This is a genomic window from Enterobacter cloacae complex sp. (assembly GCF_900322725.1).
In the GTDB taxonomy this organism is placed as follows: domain Bacteria; phylum Pseudomonadota; class Gammaproteobacteria; order Enterobacterales; family Enterobacteriaceae; genus Enterobacter; species Enterobacter quasihormaechei.
The window spans coordinates 4,275,943-4,293,525 of sequence record NZ_LT991957.1 but is presented as its reverse complement, the minus strand read 5'-3'; the positions used below and the strand labels follow the sequence as shown (position 1 = coordinate 4,293,525).

Here is a 17,583-nt window from a genome sequence, read left to right as displayed (position 1 = left end):
TATTCCATACCGGGATGTGGATCACCTGCAATCTACCACCGTGAGCCTCAACGAAGCATAAACGAATCGATTAACCCGCTTTGGTATTAATTTGCAGATAACGCATCAGCCCCTGCTCGGCGCTCTGGCGGGCATCGTCATTAATCGCTTCGAGATAGAACGCGCGAGAGACTCCGTACGGTGCCTGCTCGGATGGGTAAACGGCAAACTGAAAGGTTTTCCCCCTCGCCTTGTTGGTGCAGCCCAGCTCCCAGCGATCTTCACTGACCTGAGTGCTATTACATTCGACGCGGCCATAATCACTGGTTAAATACGATCCGACGCGGCTTTTCGCTGACTGAATATATTCTGGTTCTTCGTTTGAATAGATGCTGGCAGCAGCACCCACAGCAACCACTACGCCCAGAAGTGATAGCACGATTATTTTTTTCATTTATTAGATCCAATCCTTAGCCAGAAAAATCTTATTGTAAATGATTTCCCCATAAATCTAGCTTCTCTTTTCATACCAGAAATGGGAGTTTACAACGTCAATATTGCTTTTAAGAATAGTCTCAGATGCGCTGTATTGCGATCACAAATTTTGACAGTCTGTTTTCTCAAATTTGAACAGTCAAATAATTACTCTATGAAATTATCCCTACGATAACCCTGGCGTATTTTCGGGGGATGAAGGATGTTCAGAAAAGGGTTGTCGCTACTGCTGCTGATAAGCGCTCTGTTCTCAGGGCAGATTATGGCGGAGCACAAAGGACATGAATTTCTGTATGTGAAAAACGCCGACCATCAGCTTCGTCATGAAGCTGACAGCGACGCGTTACGCAGCGAGGCAGAGGAATCTGCGGAGGGGTTGCGCGAGCGACATTCCTGGCAGAAATCGCGCAAACCCGATACCCACTTTCCGGGTTAGCTGCCTTTACGCTTCGGCAGGGTTTTCATCAAGTCGTCAGGGCTGACGGAGGCCACAATGCTGCCAGGCGACGGCATTTTGAAGATGTGATTCTTCATCTTACCGATAACGTGCATTTCACAAGGACGGCAGTCGAATTTCAGCGTCAGCACTTCGTCGCCATTCACCAGCTGCATCGGCGTCGCTTTCCAGCTTTTGATATTGCCTTTCGCCTGTTTCGGGCAGAGGTTAAAGGCAAACCGCAGGCAGTGTTTGGTGATCATCACCGGCACGTCGCCCTTCTCTTCATGCGCTTCATACGCGGCGTCAATCAGCTGTACGCCGTGACGATGATAAAACGCACGCGCTTTATGGTTATAAACGTTCGCCAGGAAGGAGAGATGCGTGTCCGGATAAACCGGCGCAGGCACCGCTTCGGCCTTACGGCTGCCGCGCGGATAGTTTGCCAGGCGCGCGTCATCCAGCATCTCAGCCGTTTCGCGACGGAACTGATTCAGCAGGCTGTTCGGCACGAACAGCGCATCCGGCAGATTCACCTCAATATTACGCGCGTAATAAATGGTCTGACCCAGCTTCGCCACGCCGTCCTTCAGGTTGTTCAGCGCTTTCTCCGCGTTGTTCGCTACCTCGAACATGCCGTCGAGGGTATGCGTTACGCTGATACCGTCTTCACAGGTCATGGTCAGGATCAGCTGCTCTTCCCAGCCCCCCAGCGCGATATCCACCGCAATGCGGCGCTCGCTGGAGGTCTTGAGCAACGCCTGCTGCCAGTTGTGGTCCAGGTTACGGTTCAGCGCCGCGTTGGGACGGGCTTTGTAGAGATCGGCAGGCATTTCGTTCGGCCAGACGCGATAGCGGTTTTCGCCGGTTTTCTCCACGGTGTTGGCGCGGAAACCGACCACTTCACGTTTGATCATCACGTTGAGGCCGTCGCCGTTCGCCAGCGGCTCTGTAACCTGAACGTCGAGATGGTCCTTCGCCACCTTCAGCACTTCACCCACCGGCAGGCCGATAAACTTCGGTGAGTCAAACGCGCCGATATCCCCTTTGCGCGCATTCACAAAGTAATCCGTGCTGCCGCGGTGGAAAGTTTTGTCCGTGGACGGAATAAAGAAATGCTCCGTACGTCCGGCAGAGGCGCGGGCCAGATCACCGCGATCGTCGATGATGGCATCCAGCATCTGACGATAATGGGCGGTGATATTTTTCACGTAGCTCATGTCCTTGTAGCGCCCTTCAATTTTGAAGGAGCGCACGCCAGCGTCGATCAGCGCACCGAGGTTCGCCGTCTGATCGTTATCTTTCATCGACAGCAGGTGTTTTTCGAACGCCACCACGCGGCCCTGATCGTCTTTCAGGGTATACGGCAGACGGCAGGCCTGAGAGCAGTCGCCCCGGTTAGCGCTGCGCCCCGTCTGGGCGTGAGAGATATTACACTGCCCGGAATACGCCACGCACAGCGCACCGTGGATAAAGAATTCAATAGTGGCGTCGGTCGCCTGGTGAATATCGCGGATCTGGTTCAGGTTCAGCTCGCGCGCCAGAACAATCTGTGTGAACCCAACGTCCGAAAGGAACTTTGCCTTCTCAACGGTGCGGATATCGCACTGGGTGCTGGCGTGCAGCTCAATCGGCGGGATATCCAGTTCCAGCACGCCCATATCCTGAACGATCAGCGCGTCAACGCCGGTCTGGTAGAGATCGGTTATCAGACGCTGCGCGGGCTCGAGCTCATCATCATGAAGAATGGTGTTCAGGGTCACGAACACCTTCGCCCCGAAACGGTGGGCGAACGGCACCAGTTCGGCAATATCGCGCAGGCTATTGCTGGCGTTATGACGGGCACCGAAGCCAGGGCCGCCAATGTAGACGGCATCCGCACCGTGAAGAATGGCTTCACGGGCAATGGCGGCGTCGCGGGCCGGGCTGAGCAGTTCAAGATGATGGGAGTGCAGGCGCATTCTTCGTCGTTATCCGTTATGGTCAAAATGGCGGCTATTGTAGTCAGAAGTCTGTGTCAGTGAAACCGTTTTGCGACGCTTTAGCGGGGATAATGGATCAGAGAGTGAAAATGGACCGTCCGGGCGCTGCTGTTGCGGTACGCGTGCGGTTTGTCGCCGGCAAAACGCACCCCAGAATCAGCATAAATCGTCCGCCAGATGCCGTCGATCTGCATCTCCAGTTCACCGCTTATCACCACCACGTGTTCAATCACCCCGGCTTCGTGCGGGGTGGACTCGCTCAGCGCGCCGGGCGACAGCGTGATGGAGAAATGGTCAAACCTGAGCTGGTCGTCCCAGGGGAAAAGCGGCTTCACCACCATCGCCTGCTGCTGCGGATCAAATACCGCCTGCGGGTCGCTCTCTGGGGTAATAAACGCCGAAAAAGGCACGTTCAGCCCGGTGGCGATTTTCCACAGGGTGGAGACCGTCGGGCTGGACTCGTTGCGTTCGACTTGCCCAAGCATCGCTTTCGACACGCCCGTCTCTTCGGCCAGCTTCGACAGGCTCCAGCCCCGCGCCTGACGCAGCGCTTTCAGTGTAGTGGCAAGGTGTTGCGTAATATCCATGGTTCCTCCCGTTGTGCGAAGCATACCACTTGTACGCTATAGCGCACAGTGATACCTTACGCCGGACGTTATAACGCACAACGGAGTTCCCATGCGATCGACTGCCCCTCTCTTTCCTGCCGTACTGGCCGGTTTTGTTGCCGTCCTGGTGGGCTATGCCAGCTCTGCCGCCATTATCTGGCAGGCCGCCGCGGCGGCAGGCGCAACCCCACAGCAAATCGGCGGATGGATGACCGCGCTGGGCCTCGGGATGGGGATCAGCACGCTTGCGTTATCGTGGTGGTACAAGGCGCCGGTGCTGACCGCCTGGTCAACGCCCGGCGCGGCGCTGCTCGCCACCAGCCTGCATGGCGTCACGCTGGCGGAAACCATCGGGGTATTTATGTTTGCAAATGCGCTGATCCTGCTGTGCGGCGTGACCGGCCTGTTTGCCCGGCTGATGAAGCTGATCCCGCACTCGCTTGCCGCCGCTATGCTCGCGGGCGTGCTGTTACAGTTCGGCCTGAAGGCATTCAGCAACCTTGAGGGGCACCTTTTTCTTTGCGGCAGTATGCTGGCCGCCTGGCTGGTGGCCAAAGCCGTGGCTCCCCGTTACGCCATTGTCTTCACGCTGCTGGTGGGCATTCTCGCGGCCTGGGCTGGAGGTGACGTTGTCACCGATAAAATGACGTTATCGGTTATCATGCCTGAATTTATTGCCCCTGCGTTCACGTTCACCAGCCTGATAAGCATCGGCTTGCCCTTCTTTCTGGTGACCATGGCGTCGCAGAATGCGCCCGGCTTCGCCACCATGCAGGCTTCGGGCTACCCGCTGGCGGTCTCACCGCTTATCGTTGCGACCGGCGGGCTGGCGCTGGTGTTATCCCCCTTCGGCGTCTATTCCATTTGCATCGCCGCCATCACCGCCGCCATTTGCCAGAGCCCGGACGCCCACCCGGATGCCAGTAAACGCTGGCTGGCCGCGGCGGCCGCAGGCGGGTTTTATCTGCTGGCGGGGGTTTTCGGCGGCTCGATTTCCGGGCTGATGGCCGCCCTGCCGCTGAGCGGGATCCAGACGCTGGCCGGTCTGGCGCTTCTCGGTACGATTAGCGGCAGTCTGTATCAGGCGCTGAATCATGAAGCGGAGCGCGACGCGGCGATCGTCACCTTCCTGATGACCGCCAGCGGCGTCACGATCCTGGGGATTGGCTCCGCCTTCTGGGGGCTGGTACTGGGTGGGTTATGTTACGCGGTCTTTTCACGCCTTCGTCGCGCGTAACTGGGACGGCGTCATCCCCGTCATGCTGCGAAAACGGTTACTGAAGTGGCTGGCGGAGTTGAATCCGCAGGCCAGCGCGATGTCGGTGAGCGGCGTGGTGGTGTGCTGCACCAGCGCTTTGGCCTTCTCCATGCGGCGCTGCATGACGTACTGATGCGGCGCCAGCCCCATCGACTGGCGGAACATTCTGGCGAAGTGATACTCGCTGAGTGCGGCCTGACCCGCCAGCTCCGCCAGCGTTAAGGGTTGCGCCAGATTTTCCTCGATAAAGGCCACTACGTTACGCAGCACAAACGGCGATAACCCGCCGGTGACCACCGGTAACTTCCACTGTACGCTGGAATAATGCTGGACTAAATGCGTCAGCAGTAAGGTCGACGCGGTGCTCAGGGTGAGCTGGTTGGCATTTTGCTGCCAGTCGCAGCCCAGCAAAAACTGGCGATAGAGGGCGGTGATTTTCGGATCGCTGCCAAAGATTTTTTCATCCAGCGTCAGCGATAGCGGACGTTTATCCCAGATTTTCTCCCCCACGTCCCGCAGATGTTCATCGGTGCAGTAAAGGTGGACGAACGACAGGTCGTCACGAATATCCCACGTGGATTCGCTCTCTTCAGGCATCAGGCAAAAACGATCCGGCCCGCCGCCATTTTTCCAGCCACCGGGGGTTTTTTGATAGCTTTCATAGCCATCCGCCACGTACAGGCTGAGCGTATGGTGGTTGCTTTTTACGGTGATCGTATCGTGCTTGTTGTACCACGCCGCCAGTTGAATACCAGAATTGAGCGCGACGGTTTCCCGCAGCACCGCATTTTGTTGGCGTAACGTTTCAAAGGTGTCGTAAACGAGAGACATGGCCGTAAACAGGTGATTAATCAGACTGTCAGTCTATGAAGTGTTGCAGCCTGTTACCAGCGTTCGCGTGAGAAAAAAGCGCAAGAATGTGCAAGTCCGGCGCAAGCCGATGAAAGCCGCCCGCCCGCGCTTTTGTCACACTGGGTTTTTTCGCGGTATGAGAAGAGAGAAACCATGAACGCATTACTCTATGGGCTGGTCGTTGTTATCTGGGGTACGACCTGGATCGCTATTTTTCTGCAACAGGGGCCGGTTCCCGCCCCGGTTTCCATTTTCTGGCGCTTTGCCGTGGCCAGCGCCACGATGATGATTGTCCTCCTCGCCCTTCGCCGCCTGCGCAGGCTGGCGCTGCGGGATCACCTCTACTGCCTGCTTCAGGGCTGCTGCGTATTCTGCTTCAACTTCTGGTGCTTTTACACCGCCGCCGCCCATATCAATACCGGCCTTGAGTCGGTGATCTTCTCGATGGCCGTGCTGTATAACGCCATCAACAGCTTTATCTTCTTCGGCCAGCGCCCGCCCGCACGCTTCTGGATGGCGGCAGCGCTGGGGCTTATCGGGATCATCACCCTGTTCTGGAACGATCTGCTCGCCAGCGGCTGGAGCCCGTCGTTGCTCACCGGCATTGGGCTTTCCGCCCTCGGCACCTACGGCTTCTCGCTGGGCAATATGATCAGCATGCGTCATCAGCGCAACGGGCTGGAAACGATGACCACCAATGCCTGGGCGATGCTTTATGGCACCGTCGTGATGGGCCTTATCGCCCTCTTCAGGGGCGATAGCTTTATGCCGGAATGGACAGTGAGCTATATGGGGGCGCTGCTGTATCTTGCGCTGTTTGGCTCGGTGATTGCCTTCGGAGCCTACTTTACGCTGGTGGGCCGCATTGGTCCCGGTAAAGCCGCGTACAGCACCCTGCTGTTCCCGCTGGTGGCCCTGTCGATATCAACAATCTACGAGGGCTACGTATGGCATCTCAACGGAATCGCAGGCCTGCTGCTGATACTGGGGGGAAATATGGTGATGTTTACCAAACCGGAGACCTGGTTCCGACGCCTGCGGACGGCATAAAAAAACGGCCTGCGAAGGTGCAGGCCGTGTTGATTATTTTGCAGTCTGATGAACATCAAACATGGTGGCATCCGTCGCCATGTCATCCACAACCTGTTTCAGCGTGGCGAAGCCTATCGGCGTATTTTCATTTGCCAGCTCTTCACCTTCACCTTTACGAACAACTTTAATCACCGGTTTGTTGGTGGCCGCATCGATCAGCTCGCCTTCAAAGAACAGATGCGTATCCATGGTGCGATGGCCAGTTGCCATCTGCGTTCCCGCAACCAGCAGCGCGACAGGAACCACTTCATAGAACTGCAAACCTTCTTTGTCCGAGCTCACACCGGTGATGGCGCCACGGAAAATCAGGCTATGTTTGCCTGGCGTCGTGACAATCGGCTTACGCTGGCCAATCGCGGTTTTCAGTTTGGTATTGGTATAACTCAACACCTCATCAAGCGTTTTTTGCCCAAGCTGAGTGGTCGGTTTTGGCGCCGGGTAATAGGTAATCGGCGTCCAGATAATGCTGTCGTAATTCGCCTCATTGTAGGAAGGATCAACCCAACGCAGGGTTGGCTTTCCGGTTGCAGATGTCATCTCCTGCAAGCCTGAGTAATCTTTTAAAAAGCCTGAATACTGCTCGGGGGCTGCGACTTTTGACGCGCAGCCTGAAAGGGCCAACAGGCCAGAAAGCACTGCAACTTTAAAAAAAGTCTGAGTACGCATGATGGTATTCCATGTTATCTGCAAGTATGCAGTTGAAGTTATAACAAAAAAGGAGGGAACGTGGTGTGGCAAAAAATGACGAAGACAGCACAAATAGCGAAAATAGTGCCCGGCTGAAACCGGGCAGTATAACTATTACTCTTTCAGATCCACTTGCCAGAACAGGTGCTTGCCGAAGGGATCGATTTCATAGCCCGTGACCTCTTTACGGACCGGCTCAAAAATGGTCGAGTGGGCAATCATCACCGCCGGCATTTGATCGTGCATCATCTGCTGCGCCTGCTTGTACAGCGCCACGCGTTTTTCGCGATCGGTTATCGATTTAGCTTCGGCAATCAGGTTATCAAAGGGCTTATAACACCATTTTGCCGAGTTCGACCCGCCGTTGGCGGACGTACAGGTAAACAGCGGCCCGAAGAAGTTATCCGGATCGCCCGTCGCCGTTGTCCAGCCCATCAGCGCGGCCTGATGTTCCCCTCCTTTCACGCGCTTCAGGTATTCGCCCCATTCATAGGTCACGATTTTGGTCTGTACGCCTACTTTCGCCCAGTCCGCCTGGATCATTTCAGCCATCCGTTTCGCGTTCGGGTTATAAGGCCGCTGCACCGGCATGGCCCACAGTTCGATGCTGACGCCGTTGGCAAATCCCGCCGCCTTTAGCAGCGCCTTCGCTTTTTCAGGAGCGTAATCGTAGTCTTTCAGCGCGCTGTCGGCACTCCAGACGCCAGGCGGCAGCAGGTTTTTCGCCGCCGTGCCGGTTCCGTGGAACACCGCGTCAATGATGGCGGGTTTATTAATCGCCATCGCCAGCGCCTGGCGCACCTTCAGGTTATCCAGCGGCGGCTTTTGCGTGTTAAACGCCAGGAAACCGGTATTCAGGCCGGCCTTGCTCATCAGATTGATGTCTTTGTTGGCCTTCATGCGCGGCAGATCCGCCGGATTCGGAAACGGCATCACCTGGCACTCGTTCTTCTCAACTTTGGCAAAACGCACCGAGGCGTCCGGCGTGATGGTGAACACCAGACGATCCAGCTTCGATTTCCCCTGCCAGTATTGCGGGAAGGCGGTAAAGAGGATGCGGGAATCCTTCTGGTACTGCGCCAGCTTAAACGGACCGGTGCCAATCGGCTGCATATCGACCTTTTCTGGCGTGCCCGCTTTCAGCATGGCATCGGCATATTCCGCCGACAGAATGGAGGCAAAATACCACGCCAGGTCAGCGACAAATGGCGCTTCCGGGTGCGCCAGGGTGAAGCGCACGGTGTGCTCATCAACCTTGTCGATGGCCGTTATCAGGCTGCCAAACTCCAGGCTTTCAAAGTTGGAATAGCTGCCGTTCGAGACGTTATGATAAGGATGATTCACATCCTTCTGGCGCATAAACGAGAAAATCACGTCATCCGCGTTGAAGTCGCGCGTCGGCGTAAACAGCTTATTACTGTGGAATTTCACCCCTTTGCGCAGGTGGAAGGTGTAGATCTTGCCATCCTCGCTCACCTCCCAGCTTTCGGCCAGGCTCGGCACCAGCTCGGTGGTGCCGGGTGTGAAATCGACCAGACGGTTATAAACCGGTACGGCGCTGGCATCCACGCTGGTTCCCGAGGTGTATAGCTGAGGATTGAAGTTTTCCGGCGATCCTTCAGAGCAATACACCAGCGTTTTTGCCGCGACGGTGGAACTGACCGTCAGCGCAGCCAGCGCCAGCGTTATCGTTGTGAATGTGCTTTTCATCATTATTTCCTGTCTTTTTAATTCGACGGCTAATTACTTCTTTTGCCGTTCCATAAATAACATTAAAGTGATGGCGCAAACACATGAAAAATAAATACAGAAGGAAACACTATGGGCTCTGAACTCTCCAGACAATTAACCCGTCGCTTTTTTCGTTATCTCGCCATTACCAGCCAGAGCGATCCAAAAGTGAAAACGTTGCCCTCCACGCCGGGCCAGCACGACATGGCGCGGGAACTGGCGAACGAGCTGGAAAAGCTGGGGTTGGACGACATTGTGATAGATGAATTCGCTACCGTTACCGCCGTGAAAAAAGGCAATGTCGCGGGTGCGCCGCGCATTGGTTTTATTACCCATATCGACACGGTGGACGTCGGTTTATCTCCGGATATTCATCCGCAAATATTAACGTTTAGGGGTGAAGATCTCTGCCTGAATAAAGAGAAAGGGATCTGGCTGCGCGTCAAAGAGCACCCGGAAATTCTGGCGTACCCTAATGAAGAGATTGTTTTCAGCGACGGAACCAGCGTATTAGGCGCAGATAATAAAGCGGCCGTCACCGTGGTTATGACGGTACTGGAAAACCTGACGGCCGAGCATAAGCATGGCGATATTGTGGTGGCGTTTGTGCCTGACGAGGAGATTGGCCTGTGCGGTGCGAAAGCGCTGGATTTGAAGCGCTTTGACGTCGATTTTGCCTGGACCATCGACTGCTGCGAACTGGGGGAAATTGTTTATGAGAACTTCAACGCGGCAGCGGCTGACATTCGCTTTACCGGCGTAACGGCCCACCCGATGTCCGCCAAAGGGGTGCTGGTCAACCCACTCCTGATGGCCACGGACTTCATCAGCCAGTTCGATCGCCAGCAAACTCCGGAATGCACCGAAGGGCGCGAGGGCTACATCTGGTTTAACGGTATCCAGGCCGGACAAAACGAAGCGGTGCTGAAAGCCAACATCCGTGATTTCGACAAAGAGGGTTTTGCCGCCCGCAAGCAGCAAATTACCGATGTGGCGGCGCAAATAGCCGCGCAGCACCCTACGGCAAACGTGGAAGTCCACATTGAGGACACCTACAGCAATATCAGTAACGCGATTGGTGAAGATCGCCGCGCCATCGACCTGATGTTCGAGGCAATGGAATCGCTCGGTATCGCGCCCAAGCCAACGCCGATGCGCGGCGGCACGGACGGCGCAGCGCTGTCAGCCAAAGGCTTGCTCACCCCGAACTTCTTCACCGGCGCCCATAACTTCCATTCAAAGTTTGAGTTTTTGCCGCTGTCGTCGTTCGAGGCGTCCTACCGCACCGCCCTGCAACTCTGTCTGCTGGCCGCGCGTTAAGCGGGCTTGCGTGCAAGCAGGGTGGCGAAGCGCAGCTTGATACGGTTCCCGTTGGCATCGGTACGGTGGAGTTCACCCACCTCTTCGTTGTACTTGAGCAGCTCCCAGCCTTGGTAATAGTTGCTCAGCTCACCGGTTTTGAGCGCAAACGGGAAGCCAACGGTACACGGATAATCCTCGGTATCCATCGCCGCAACGATCAGGTTATAGCCGCCCGGCCTGGTGCAGCGCTGCATATTGGCGATAAGACCAGGGATGGTTTTCGCCTCAAGGAACATCAGTACGACGGTAGAAAGAATAAAGTCATATTCGCCGTCAAAGGTCAGGCTGTTCAGATCCTGAATCGCCGTTTGCAGATTCGTAATCCCTTCCGCCGCCTTAATGCGCTCAATGTTATCGATGCTCATCGGGTTTTTATCCCACGCCGTCACGTCATAGCCGTTGGCCGCCAGGTAAAGGCTGTTACGGCCATTTCCGCAACCGAGATCGAGCGTTTTACCCGGCTTAACAATATTCGCGCTATGTAGCACCTCTGAGTGCGTACGGGTCAGACCATATTTCTCGGTAAAGTAGTTTTCATCGACAGTCATTGTTTTTCCTCAGATTGCATAAGCAGTGCCTTATCAGCGCGCACCAGAAGTTTGCCCTGCATCAGCAAGATAAAAGTACGGACCAGCAGCATCGCGATGATGACGTTGGTGAAAATAAACAGTGGAACAGCAAGGGCGTGAAAGAACCCTGACGGGCTGCTTTGCCCAAGATGCAAACCGGTGGTCGCCAGCGCCGAGACCCCGAACGAGAAGCTCCAGAACGACGCGTTGAACGGCTGCGACAGATACCACGGCATCAGACGCAGCATAAACAGCAGCTGCAACAGGCCATAGCCAAACAGCATTTTGGCAAAGGTGTCCGCTTCGCCACCGTTGACGCTAAGCCAGGCGCTACAGGCCACCAGGGCTGGCGCAAGCTGGATCCCGAGCGAGGTACGAAGCGCTGCGGGCAGTTCGCCGGCGCTGCGCAGGCGCTGCAAAATGACCGGCTCCAGGCTCAGCCAGGAAAAGACGCCGGCGCCAAGAAACACCAGTCCGGCATCGTGGAAACCCAGCGCGCCGCAGGCCATCGCGCTAATAAAATTGTTCGCCACCGTCGGCAGATAGAGGCCCGGCGTTGTCGCCTCTCCCGGGTGCTTACCGCGCCACAGCCCGGCGCTTTGCCAGGCGGCATACGCAAGCTGGATCACCACGCCCACACTAAATAACACCAGCGACATCGGGCGGTACCACGGCACGAAGCCGATGGCCACCAGCATCGTTGTGGCGGGAAACAGGCTGACAAAACTGCTCATTACAGGATGTCGCATCTCTGCCAGCACGCTGCGTGGAAACCGTACCGCACGGGTGAGAAACGCCACGCTCAAAAAGAACCAGATCGTCACCGCCAGCGCCACCAGGATCTCTCCCGGCCAGCGCGTAACCGGCCAGACAGTGCTGGCATAACGCCAGGCGAACCCCATGCCAATGGTACCCAATACCATGCCAAAGTACCCGGTGGGCAAGTTAAGAACGCGTTGGTTTTGATTATGCATTTTTTTTAAACTTTAAAATGCATTTGAAATGCCATTTTAAGGGGTTTCCCGTGTGGACGCCAGCACTTCGACAAGCCAAAAGTTTGCTACGTTTAGTGAAAGGCTTTTCAGGGATCAGACGATGACAAAATATCGGCTTAGCAATGAAACCCGTCTGTGGCGCTGGCAGGACGGGACCACGCCGTGCACAACGCCCCTCAGACAGATCGTTGCCGTGGACGATTTTAACGATGTTGCCCGCGGGACAAAAGGCGGTTGGGTTGAGGATGAGAACGCCCTCGCACAGGACGGGGATTGCTGGATTTACGATGAAAACAGCGTGGTCTTTGCCGGTGCTCGGGTATCCGGTAATGCCCGCCTTACCCAACCCTGTATCGTAAGCCACCGCGCACACGTTAGCGGCAACAGCTGGCTGGACGCCGCCGAGGTGAGTCACGGCGCGATAATAAGTGACAACGTCACCATCCAGCACTCTACGGTGCGCGGGGAATGCCGCATCGCAGGTGATGCGCGGGTGCTGCATAACAGCATGGTGATCGCAGCCAAAGGGCTTACGCCCGACCGCGAGCAGATCCTGCAAATCTACGACAGCGCCACGGTCAGCCAGTCGCGTATTGTGCATCAGGCGCAAATTTACGGCGATGCCATGGTGACCTGGGCCTTTGTAGAGCACCGCGCGGAGGTGTTCGATCGCGCCATTCTTGAGGGCAACGCGCTTAATAACGTCTGGGTATGCGACTGCGCCAAAGTGTACGGCAACGCCCGCCTGCTGGCCGGTTCAGAGGACGATGCTATCCCGACGTTGCGGTACAGTTCACAGGTTGCGGAAAACGCCCTCGTCGAAGGCAACTGCGTTATTAAACATCACGTGCTGATAGGCGGCGAGGCGTGGTTGCGCGGCGGGCCGATCCTGATTGACGACCACGTCGTGATTCAGGGCCGGGCGCGTATCAGTGGCGATGTACTGATTGAGCATCAGGTGGAAATTTCAGACGATGCGGTTATTGAGGCGCTTGAGGGTGAAAGCATTCACGTCCGGGGATCGAAAGTGATCAACGGCGACACGCGGATCACCCGAACGCCGCTGCTGGGGGCACTATAGCGGGAAAAGCCTGGCGTAAAGATTCACGTCATCGTAGCGGCCATTGAGCATTTCCGCTTCCCGCAGGCATCCTTCCAGCGCAAAACCGTTGCGCTGAGCCACACGGTTACTGTTCTGGTTATCTACGCGACATTTAATGACAAAGCGGCGGATCTCGCCGCGCTCAACGTAATAGCGCATAAACGCCTGGAGCGCCTGAGAGAGAATGCCCTGCCCCTGATGCGCTTCGTCGAGCCAGTAGCCAATGTACCCGGCCTTGTTCGCAGGCTCGATGGCATTAAAGGAGAGCACGCCCACCAGCGCGTCGTTCATGAAAATCAGGAACATTTTGGCGTAACCGCGCTCGTGCAGCATCTGGTTGCTCTGCACGTTGCGTCGCGTGTCCTCTTCGCTGCCGACATGCTGCGCCCAGTCAAAGGCGGTTTGCAGCCAGGTTTTGTTTTTAATCACGAGGTTATGCAGATCGGCGGTATAACGTCCTTCAACGGCGCGAAGCTCAATATCCTGGTTAACGGGGATAATTTCTGAAGACATAGTGCCTCTTATTAATTGCCGGGTGGCGCTAACGCTTACCCGGCACAATCCCAAAATGACTAGCGCATAATCCGGTCGTCAACATAGTTACGTTTGTCCGGCGCTGGCGGGAAGTATTGATACAGCCAGGTCTCGCTGATGGCGTCGCCCTGACAGCGCAGGAACAGGCGCATATCGACCGGCTCGGTAGAGTCAGAGGTTGGATACCAGTCAAAGAGGATGCGATAGCCGTCAAACGGCTCGACATAGAGGATCTCCACCTGCTTCGCTTCACCGCTGGACAGCGTGATCACCGGCTCAATGCCCTTAGGTGCGGCGGCCTTCAAATCCCCCCCGACGAAGTCAATGGCAAAGCGACGGGCCCACACTTTCGGGTAATTTTCACCCGGCGCCCAGCCCTCCGGGAAACCGCCCATACCGGTACGGGTCGCGTAGACGTTTGCCAGCGGCGAACGCACCGGTGGCTGCGCGCTCCAGTAAAGACGGTATTTGAAGTCCAGTTCGTCGCCCGCCTGCACCGGCTTCTCCGGCTGCCAGAAGCAGACCACGTTATCGAGCGTCTCGCCGGTTGTCGGGATCTCCATCAGGGCAATGGAGCCTTTGCCCCAGTTATTGCGCGGCTCGACCCACAGGCTTGGTCGCTTGTTATACCAGCCCATGACGTCCTGATAATGGGAGAAATCACGGTCAAGCTGCAATAAACCAAAGCCTTTCGGGTTCTTATCCTGAAACGCGTTAAATTGCAGCTTTTGCGGGTTGTTCAGCGGTCGGCAGATCCACTCCCCGTTGCCGCGCCACATCGCCAGACGGTCTGAGTCGTGGATCTGCGGATGAATGGTGTCGCACATGCGGCGTTCGTTGTTGCCGCAGCTAAACATGCTGGTCATCGGCGCGATGCCGAGCTGCTTAATCTCTTTGCGCGCGTAGAGGTGGTTTTCGACGTCCATGATCACCTGGCTCTTCTCGCAATGGATCACGAACTTATAGGCACCGGTAATGCTCGGGCTGTCCAGCAGCGCATAGACGGTAAAGGTGGTATCACCCGGCTTAACGGTTTCAAACCAGAAGGAGGTGAAGTCCGGGAACTCTTCCGGGGTGTCGGTAAAGGTATCCACCGCCAGGCCACGCGCGGAAAGGCCGTACTGGTAGGTATCATCCACCGCGCGGAAGTAGCTCGCGCCCAGGAACGAAACGATATCGCGTCGCGCCAGCTCCGGCGCTTTAAATACGCGGAATCCAGCAAACCCGAGGTCGCTCTGCCCTTCCAGCTGGCGGGTATCCACGCCCGTATCGCCATAGCTGAACAGCTCAGGTCGGAAGTAGATCTCGCGCGCCTGAGAGGTGGTTTGATCCAGCGAGAACATGCGCACGCGGCGGCGGAACCCCATCCCCATATGGAAGAACTGGGCGTCCAGCTGACGACCTTCAATGTTATTCCACAGCGACTGCTTCTCATCGTAACGAATGGCGTTGTACGCCTGCGGCGTCATGGTGGCCAGCGTTTCCGGCAGCGGACGCGGCGCGCCGCCCCACGGGGTTTTCGCCAGATCGTGCGCCATGGATTGCAGAACGGAGAAGTCAAAGCGGCGGCTCTGACCGTCGGCAATATCGGAATCAGCAGCATACGCCGCCTGGGAAAACAGAGAAGCAAGGCCAGAAGTGCCGCTCAGGGCAGCCATTGCCAGGGAACCTTTGAGAAAACGTCTGCGATTCATGCCTGAGAAAACGTCCTTATGGTCGTGTGAATGAGTTTCGCGCGCAGCGAAATGACGGCAAGAAAGAACGCACAGCCTAAACAAAAACGGTTAAGAATCCAATTGTTGGCGGGTGATTATCTGAACAAACCAGGAAATATTTTCTGTCGACCAGAACGGCCTGAAAAAGGGGTAAAGTTATGTATAAAATGTCCCGGCTGGACATCGACAGCCGGGACCAACGAGGCGGTTATTTTACGCTGACATCGATACCCGGGAAGTACTTATCAGCCAGTTTAGCGATCGTGCCATCGGCACGTACTTTATCAATGGCGGCATCAAGCTGCTTCTTGGTGGCCTCATCCCCCTTCCGCAGCCCAAAGCCGATACCACTGCCGAGGATCGTGTCGTCTGACACCGGTTTGCCGATAAAGCCAAACCCTTTACCCTGCGGCTTGCTGAGGAAACCCGCCTGCCCGGCCGCTGACATGACCAGCGAGGCGTCGATGCGGCCATTCAGCAAGTCTCCCCACGCCATATTCTGATCTTTATAAGACACCACGGTGACACCGTGCTTTTCCCAGTGCTCTTTGGCGTAGGTTTCCTGAATCGAACCCTGGAGAACGCCGATGGTTTTGCCCTTCAGCCCTTCCGGCGTGGCCTCTACCGCAGAGCCGGCTTTGCCCACCAGCTGGGAGGGAATGCGATAGATGGGCTGAGTAAAGTCAATGCTCTTGCGACGCTGCTCGGTGATGTTCATCGCCGAGTTAATCGCGTCGAACTTTTTCGCCACCAGACCGGGGATCAGCGCATCAAACGAGGTTTCCACCCAGCTGCACTTCAGCGCGGCGGCTTTGCAGATGGCATTTCCCAGCTCTACGTCAAAGCCCTCCAGCTCCCCTGACGCATTGCGGCTTTCAAACGGCGGATATTCCGCCTCCAGACCGTATCGCAACTCGGTGGCGGCGATTGACGAAAATGAACACAGCAGCCCCATGCCGACAACTAACGCGCGTAATTTCATCTTAAACTCCTGAACGTGGTGTGATCCGACACAGGGCCTGGGCACCTGCCCGTAACGTCGCCTCATCTTTCGCAAAAGAGAGACGAATCAGTTTATTGTCCGTGCCATCAGCATAAAACGCCGACAGCGGAATAGTGGCAACCCCGCACTCGACAATCAGCCTTTTCACCATCTCGCTGTCGCGCTCGTCGCTGAAGCCGCTGTAATCAGCCAGCAGGAAAAACGACCCTTTGCTCGGCAGCAGCGTAAACGGCGAGTCGGCCAGCAGGCTTTGCAGCAGATCGCGCTTGCGCTGATAAAACGCCGCCAGCGACAGCCAGGTTTGCGGATCGGCCATATGTTCTGCAAACGCGTACTGCATTGGCGTATCGGCAGAGAACATTAAAAATTGATGGACCTTACATATCTCATCCATCAGCTCCGCGGGCGCCACACAATAACCCACGCGCCAGCCGGTCACGTGATAGGTTTTTCCGAAGGAAGAAATTATCACGCTGCGCTCCGCCAGCTGCGGGTGCGTCGCCATCCCGTGGTGTGGCTCGCCGTCAAAAACAACGTGCTCATACACTTCGTCAGACAAAATGATGATGTCGGTGTGGCGCGTCAGCGCCGCCAGCTGGTGCAGATCGGCGGCCGAAAATACCTGTCCGCTCGGGTTGTGCGGCGTATTAACGATGATCATCCGCGTGCGCGGGGTGATGGCCGCCCGCACGTCGTCCCAGTTTACGGCAAAATCGGGTACCGTCAGCTTAATGGCGATCGGCGTCGCCCCTTGCAAACGGACAATCGGCGCATAGCTGTCAAAGGAGGGTTCGAAATAGATCACCTCATCGCCAGGATGAACCAGCCCGCTGATGGCCGAGTAAAGCCCTTCGCTGGCGCTGGCGGTCACCAGCACCTCACTGGCCGGGTCATAGTGCGTGCCGTAGAGTGTGGCAATTTTGTCCGCGATGCGCGCCTTAAGCGGCTGTAGCCCGGTCATGGACGCGTACTGGTTATGCCCTGCCTCCATGGCGCGGGTCACGCCGGAGATCAGTTTTGGGTCGCAGGAAAAATTCGGCGCACCCTGAGAAAGGTTGATCGCGTTATGCTGGGCAGAAAGCTGGCCGATAACGGTAAAAATGGTGGTTCCCACATCCGGCAATTTGGAGCGTGTCTGCACCGGCGTTTTCAAAGTCATCCTCTGTCCCTTCTCATGGTGAAT

At 56.3% G+C, this 17,583-nt stretch carries 17 protein-coding genes; 5 read left to right on the top strand and 12 right to left on the bottom strand.

All coding sequences use genetic code 11. The features are described from left to right. Positions 1-70: 70 nt before the first annotated feature. A complete protein-coding gene (locus DBR02_RS21075) occupies positions 71-433 on the bottom strand; it encodes a hypothetical protein (RefSeq protein ID WP_015570547.1) in 363 nt (120 codons plus the stop codon). 243 nt (positions 434-676) lie between these two features. Between DBR02_RS21075 and DBR02_RS21070 the strand changes: the two genes are divergently transcribed. Then, the gene (locus DBR02_RS21070) at positions 677-910 is read left to right on the top strand and encodes a DUF2554 family protein (protein WP_107535341.1); all 234 of its coding nucleotides are present in this window, start codon (positions 677-679) and stop codon (positions 908-910) included. Here the strand turns inward: DBR02_RS21070 and DBR02_RS21065 are convergent. Beyond that, positions 907-2,871 (bottom strand): peptidase U32 family protein, encoded by a 1,965-nt coding sequence (locus DBR02_RS21065; RefSeq protein WP_107535340.1) that lies wholly within the window; start codon positions 2,869-2,871, stop codon positions 907-909. The genes DBR02_RS21070 and DBR02_RS21065 overlap by 4 nt on opposite strands. Positions 2,872-2,951: 80 nt before the next feature. Then, positions 2,952-3,479: a helix-turn-helix domain-containing protein gene (locus DBR02_RS21060; protein ID WP_107535339.1), complete on the bottom strand. Its 528-nt coding sequence runs from the start codon at positions 3,477-3,479 to the stop codon at positions 2,952-2,954. Between the two features lie 91 nt (positions 3,480-3,570). Between DBR02_RS21060 and DBR02_RS21055 the strand changes: the two genes are divergently transcribed. Continuing rightward, positions 3,571-4,737, top strand: a complete 1,167-nt coding sequence (locus tag DBR02_RS21055; protein ID WP_107535338.1) for a benzoate/H(+) symporter BenE family transporter — start codon at positions 3,571-3,573, stop codon at positions 4,735-4,737. Here the strand turns inward: DBR02_RS21055 and DBR02_RS21050 are convergent. Then, the gene (locus tag DBR02_RS21050) at positions 4,717-5,589 is read right to left on the bottom strand and encodes a helix-turn-helix domain-containing protein (RefSeq protein WP_107535337.1); all 873 of its coding nucleotides are present in this window, start codon (positions 5,587-5,589) and stop codon (positions 4,717-4,719) included. The genes DBR02_RS21055 and DBR02_RS21050 overlap by 21 nt on opposite strands. A gap of 174 nt (positions 5,590-5,763) precedes the next feature. Here DBR02_RS21050 and DBR02_RS21045 point away from each other — a divergent pair, with 174 nt between their 5' ends. After that, positions 5,764-6,660, top strand: a complete 897-nt coding sequence (locus tag DBR02_RS21045) for a DMT family transporter (protein WP_107535336.1) — start codon at positions 5,764-5,766, stop codon at positions 6,658-6,660. 33 nt (positions 6,661-6,693) lie between these two features. On the opposite strand, the gene DBR02_RS21040 is transcribed toward DBR02_RS21045, so the two are convergent. Next, positions 6,694-7,368 (bottom strand): DUF3313 domain-containing protein, encoded by a 675-nt coding sequence (locus DBR02_RS21040; protein WP_063866739.1) that lies wholly within the window; start codon positions 7,366-7,368, stop codon positions 6,694-6,696. 135 nt (positions 7,369-7,503) lie between these two features. Continuing rightward, entirely contained in the window at positions 7,504-9,099 is a 1,596-nt protein-coding gene (locus DBR02_RS21035; protein ID WP_107535335.1) for an ABC transporter substrate-binding protein, read from the bottom strand. 111 nt (positions 9,100-9,210) lie between these two features. Here DBR02_RS21035 and pepT point away from each other — a divergent pair, with 111 nt between their 5' ends. Continuing rightward, entirely contained in the window at positions 9,211-10,440 is a 1,230-nt protein-coding gene (gene pepT / locus DBR02_RS21030) for a peptidase T (RefSeq protein WP_107535334.1), read from the top strand. Here pepT and tehB read toward each other — a convergent pair. Together tehB and tehA are read right to left on the bottom strand one after the other, a co-directional pair. Beyond that, positions 10,437-11,030, bottom strand: coding sequence for a tellurite resistance methyltransferase TehB (gene tehB, locus DBR02_RS21025; RefSeq protein ID WP_107535333.1), 594 nt, complete (start codon positions 11,028-11,030; stop codon positions 10,437-10,439). The genes pepT and tehB overlap by 4 nt on opposite strands. After that, positions 11,027-12,025: a dicarboxylate transporter/tellurite-resistance protein TehA gene (gene tehA / locus DBR02_RS21020; RefSeq protein ID WP_107535332.1), complete on the bottom strand. Its 999-nt coding sequence runs from the start codon at positions 12,023-12,025 to the stop codon at positions 11,027-11,029. Before tehA ends, tehB begins: the two co-directional genes overlap by 4 nt. Before the next feature lie 121 nt (positions 12,026-12,146). On the opposite strand from tehA, the gene ydcK reads away from it, so the two are divergent. After that, positions 12,147-13,127, top strand: coding sequence for a YdcK family protein (ydcK, locus tag DBR02_RS21015; RefSeq protein WP_107535331.1), 981 nt, complete (start codon positions 12,147-12,149; stop codon positions 13,125-13,127). Here ydcK and rimL read toward each other — a convergent pair. The 4 genes from rimL to DBR02_RS20995 form a co-directional block, all read right to left on the bottom strand. After that, positions 13,122-13,661 (bottom strand): 50S ribosomal protein L7/L12-serine acetyltransferase, encoded by a 540-nt coding sequence (gene rimL, locus DBR02_RS21010; RefSeq protein ID WP_107535330.1) that lies wholly within the window; start codon positions 13,659-13,661, stop codon positions 13,122-13,124. The two genes, ydcK and rimL, sit on opposite strands and share 6 nt — an antisense overlap. A 59-nt stretch (positions 13,662-13,720) precedes the next feature. Further along, positions 13,721-15,376 (bottom strand): glucan biosynthesis protein D, encoded by a 1,656-nt coding sequence (locus DBR02_RS21005; protein WP_107535329.1) that lies wholly within the window; start codon positions 15,374-15,376, stop codon positions 13,721-13,723. A 229-nt stretch (positions 15,377-15,605) separates the two neighbouring features. Further along, a complete protein-coding gene (locus tag DBR02_RS21000) occupies positions 15,606-16,379 on the bottom strand; it encodes an ABC transporter substrate-binding protein (protein WP_107535328.1) in 774 nt (257 codons plus the stop codon). 1 nt (position 16,380) lies between these two features. Further along, complete coding sequence (locus tag DBR02_RS20995) at positions 16,381-17,559, bottom strand: pyridoxal phosphate-dependent aminotransferase (RefSeq protein ID WP_107535327.1); 1,179 nt, start codon at positions 17,557-17,559, stop codon at positions 16,381-16,383. Positions 17,560-17,583 lie beyond the last annotated feature (24 nt).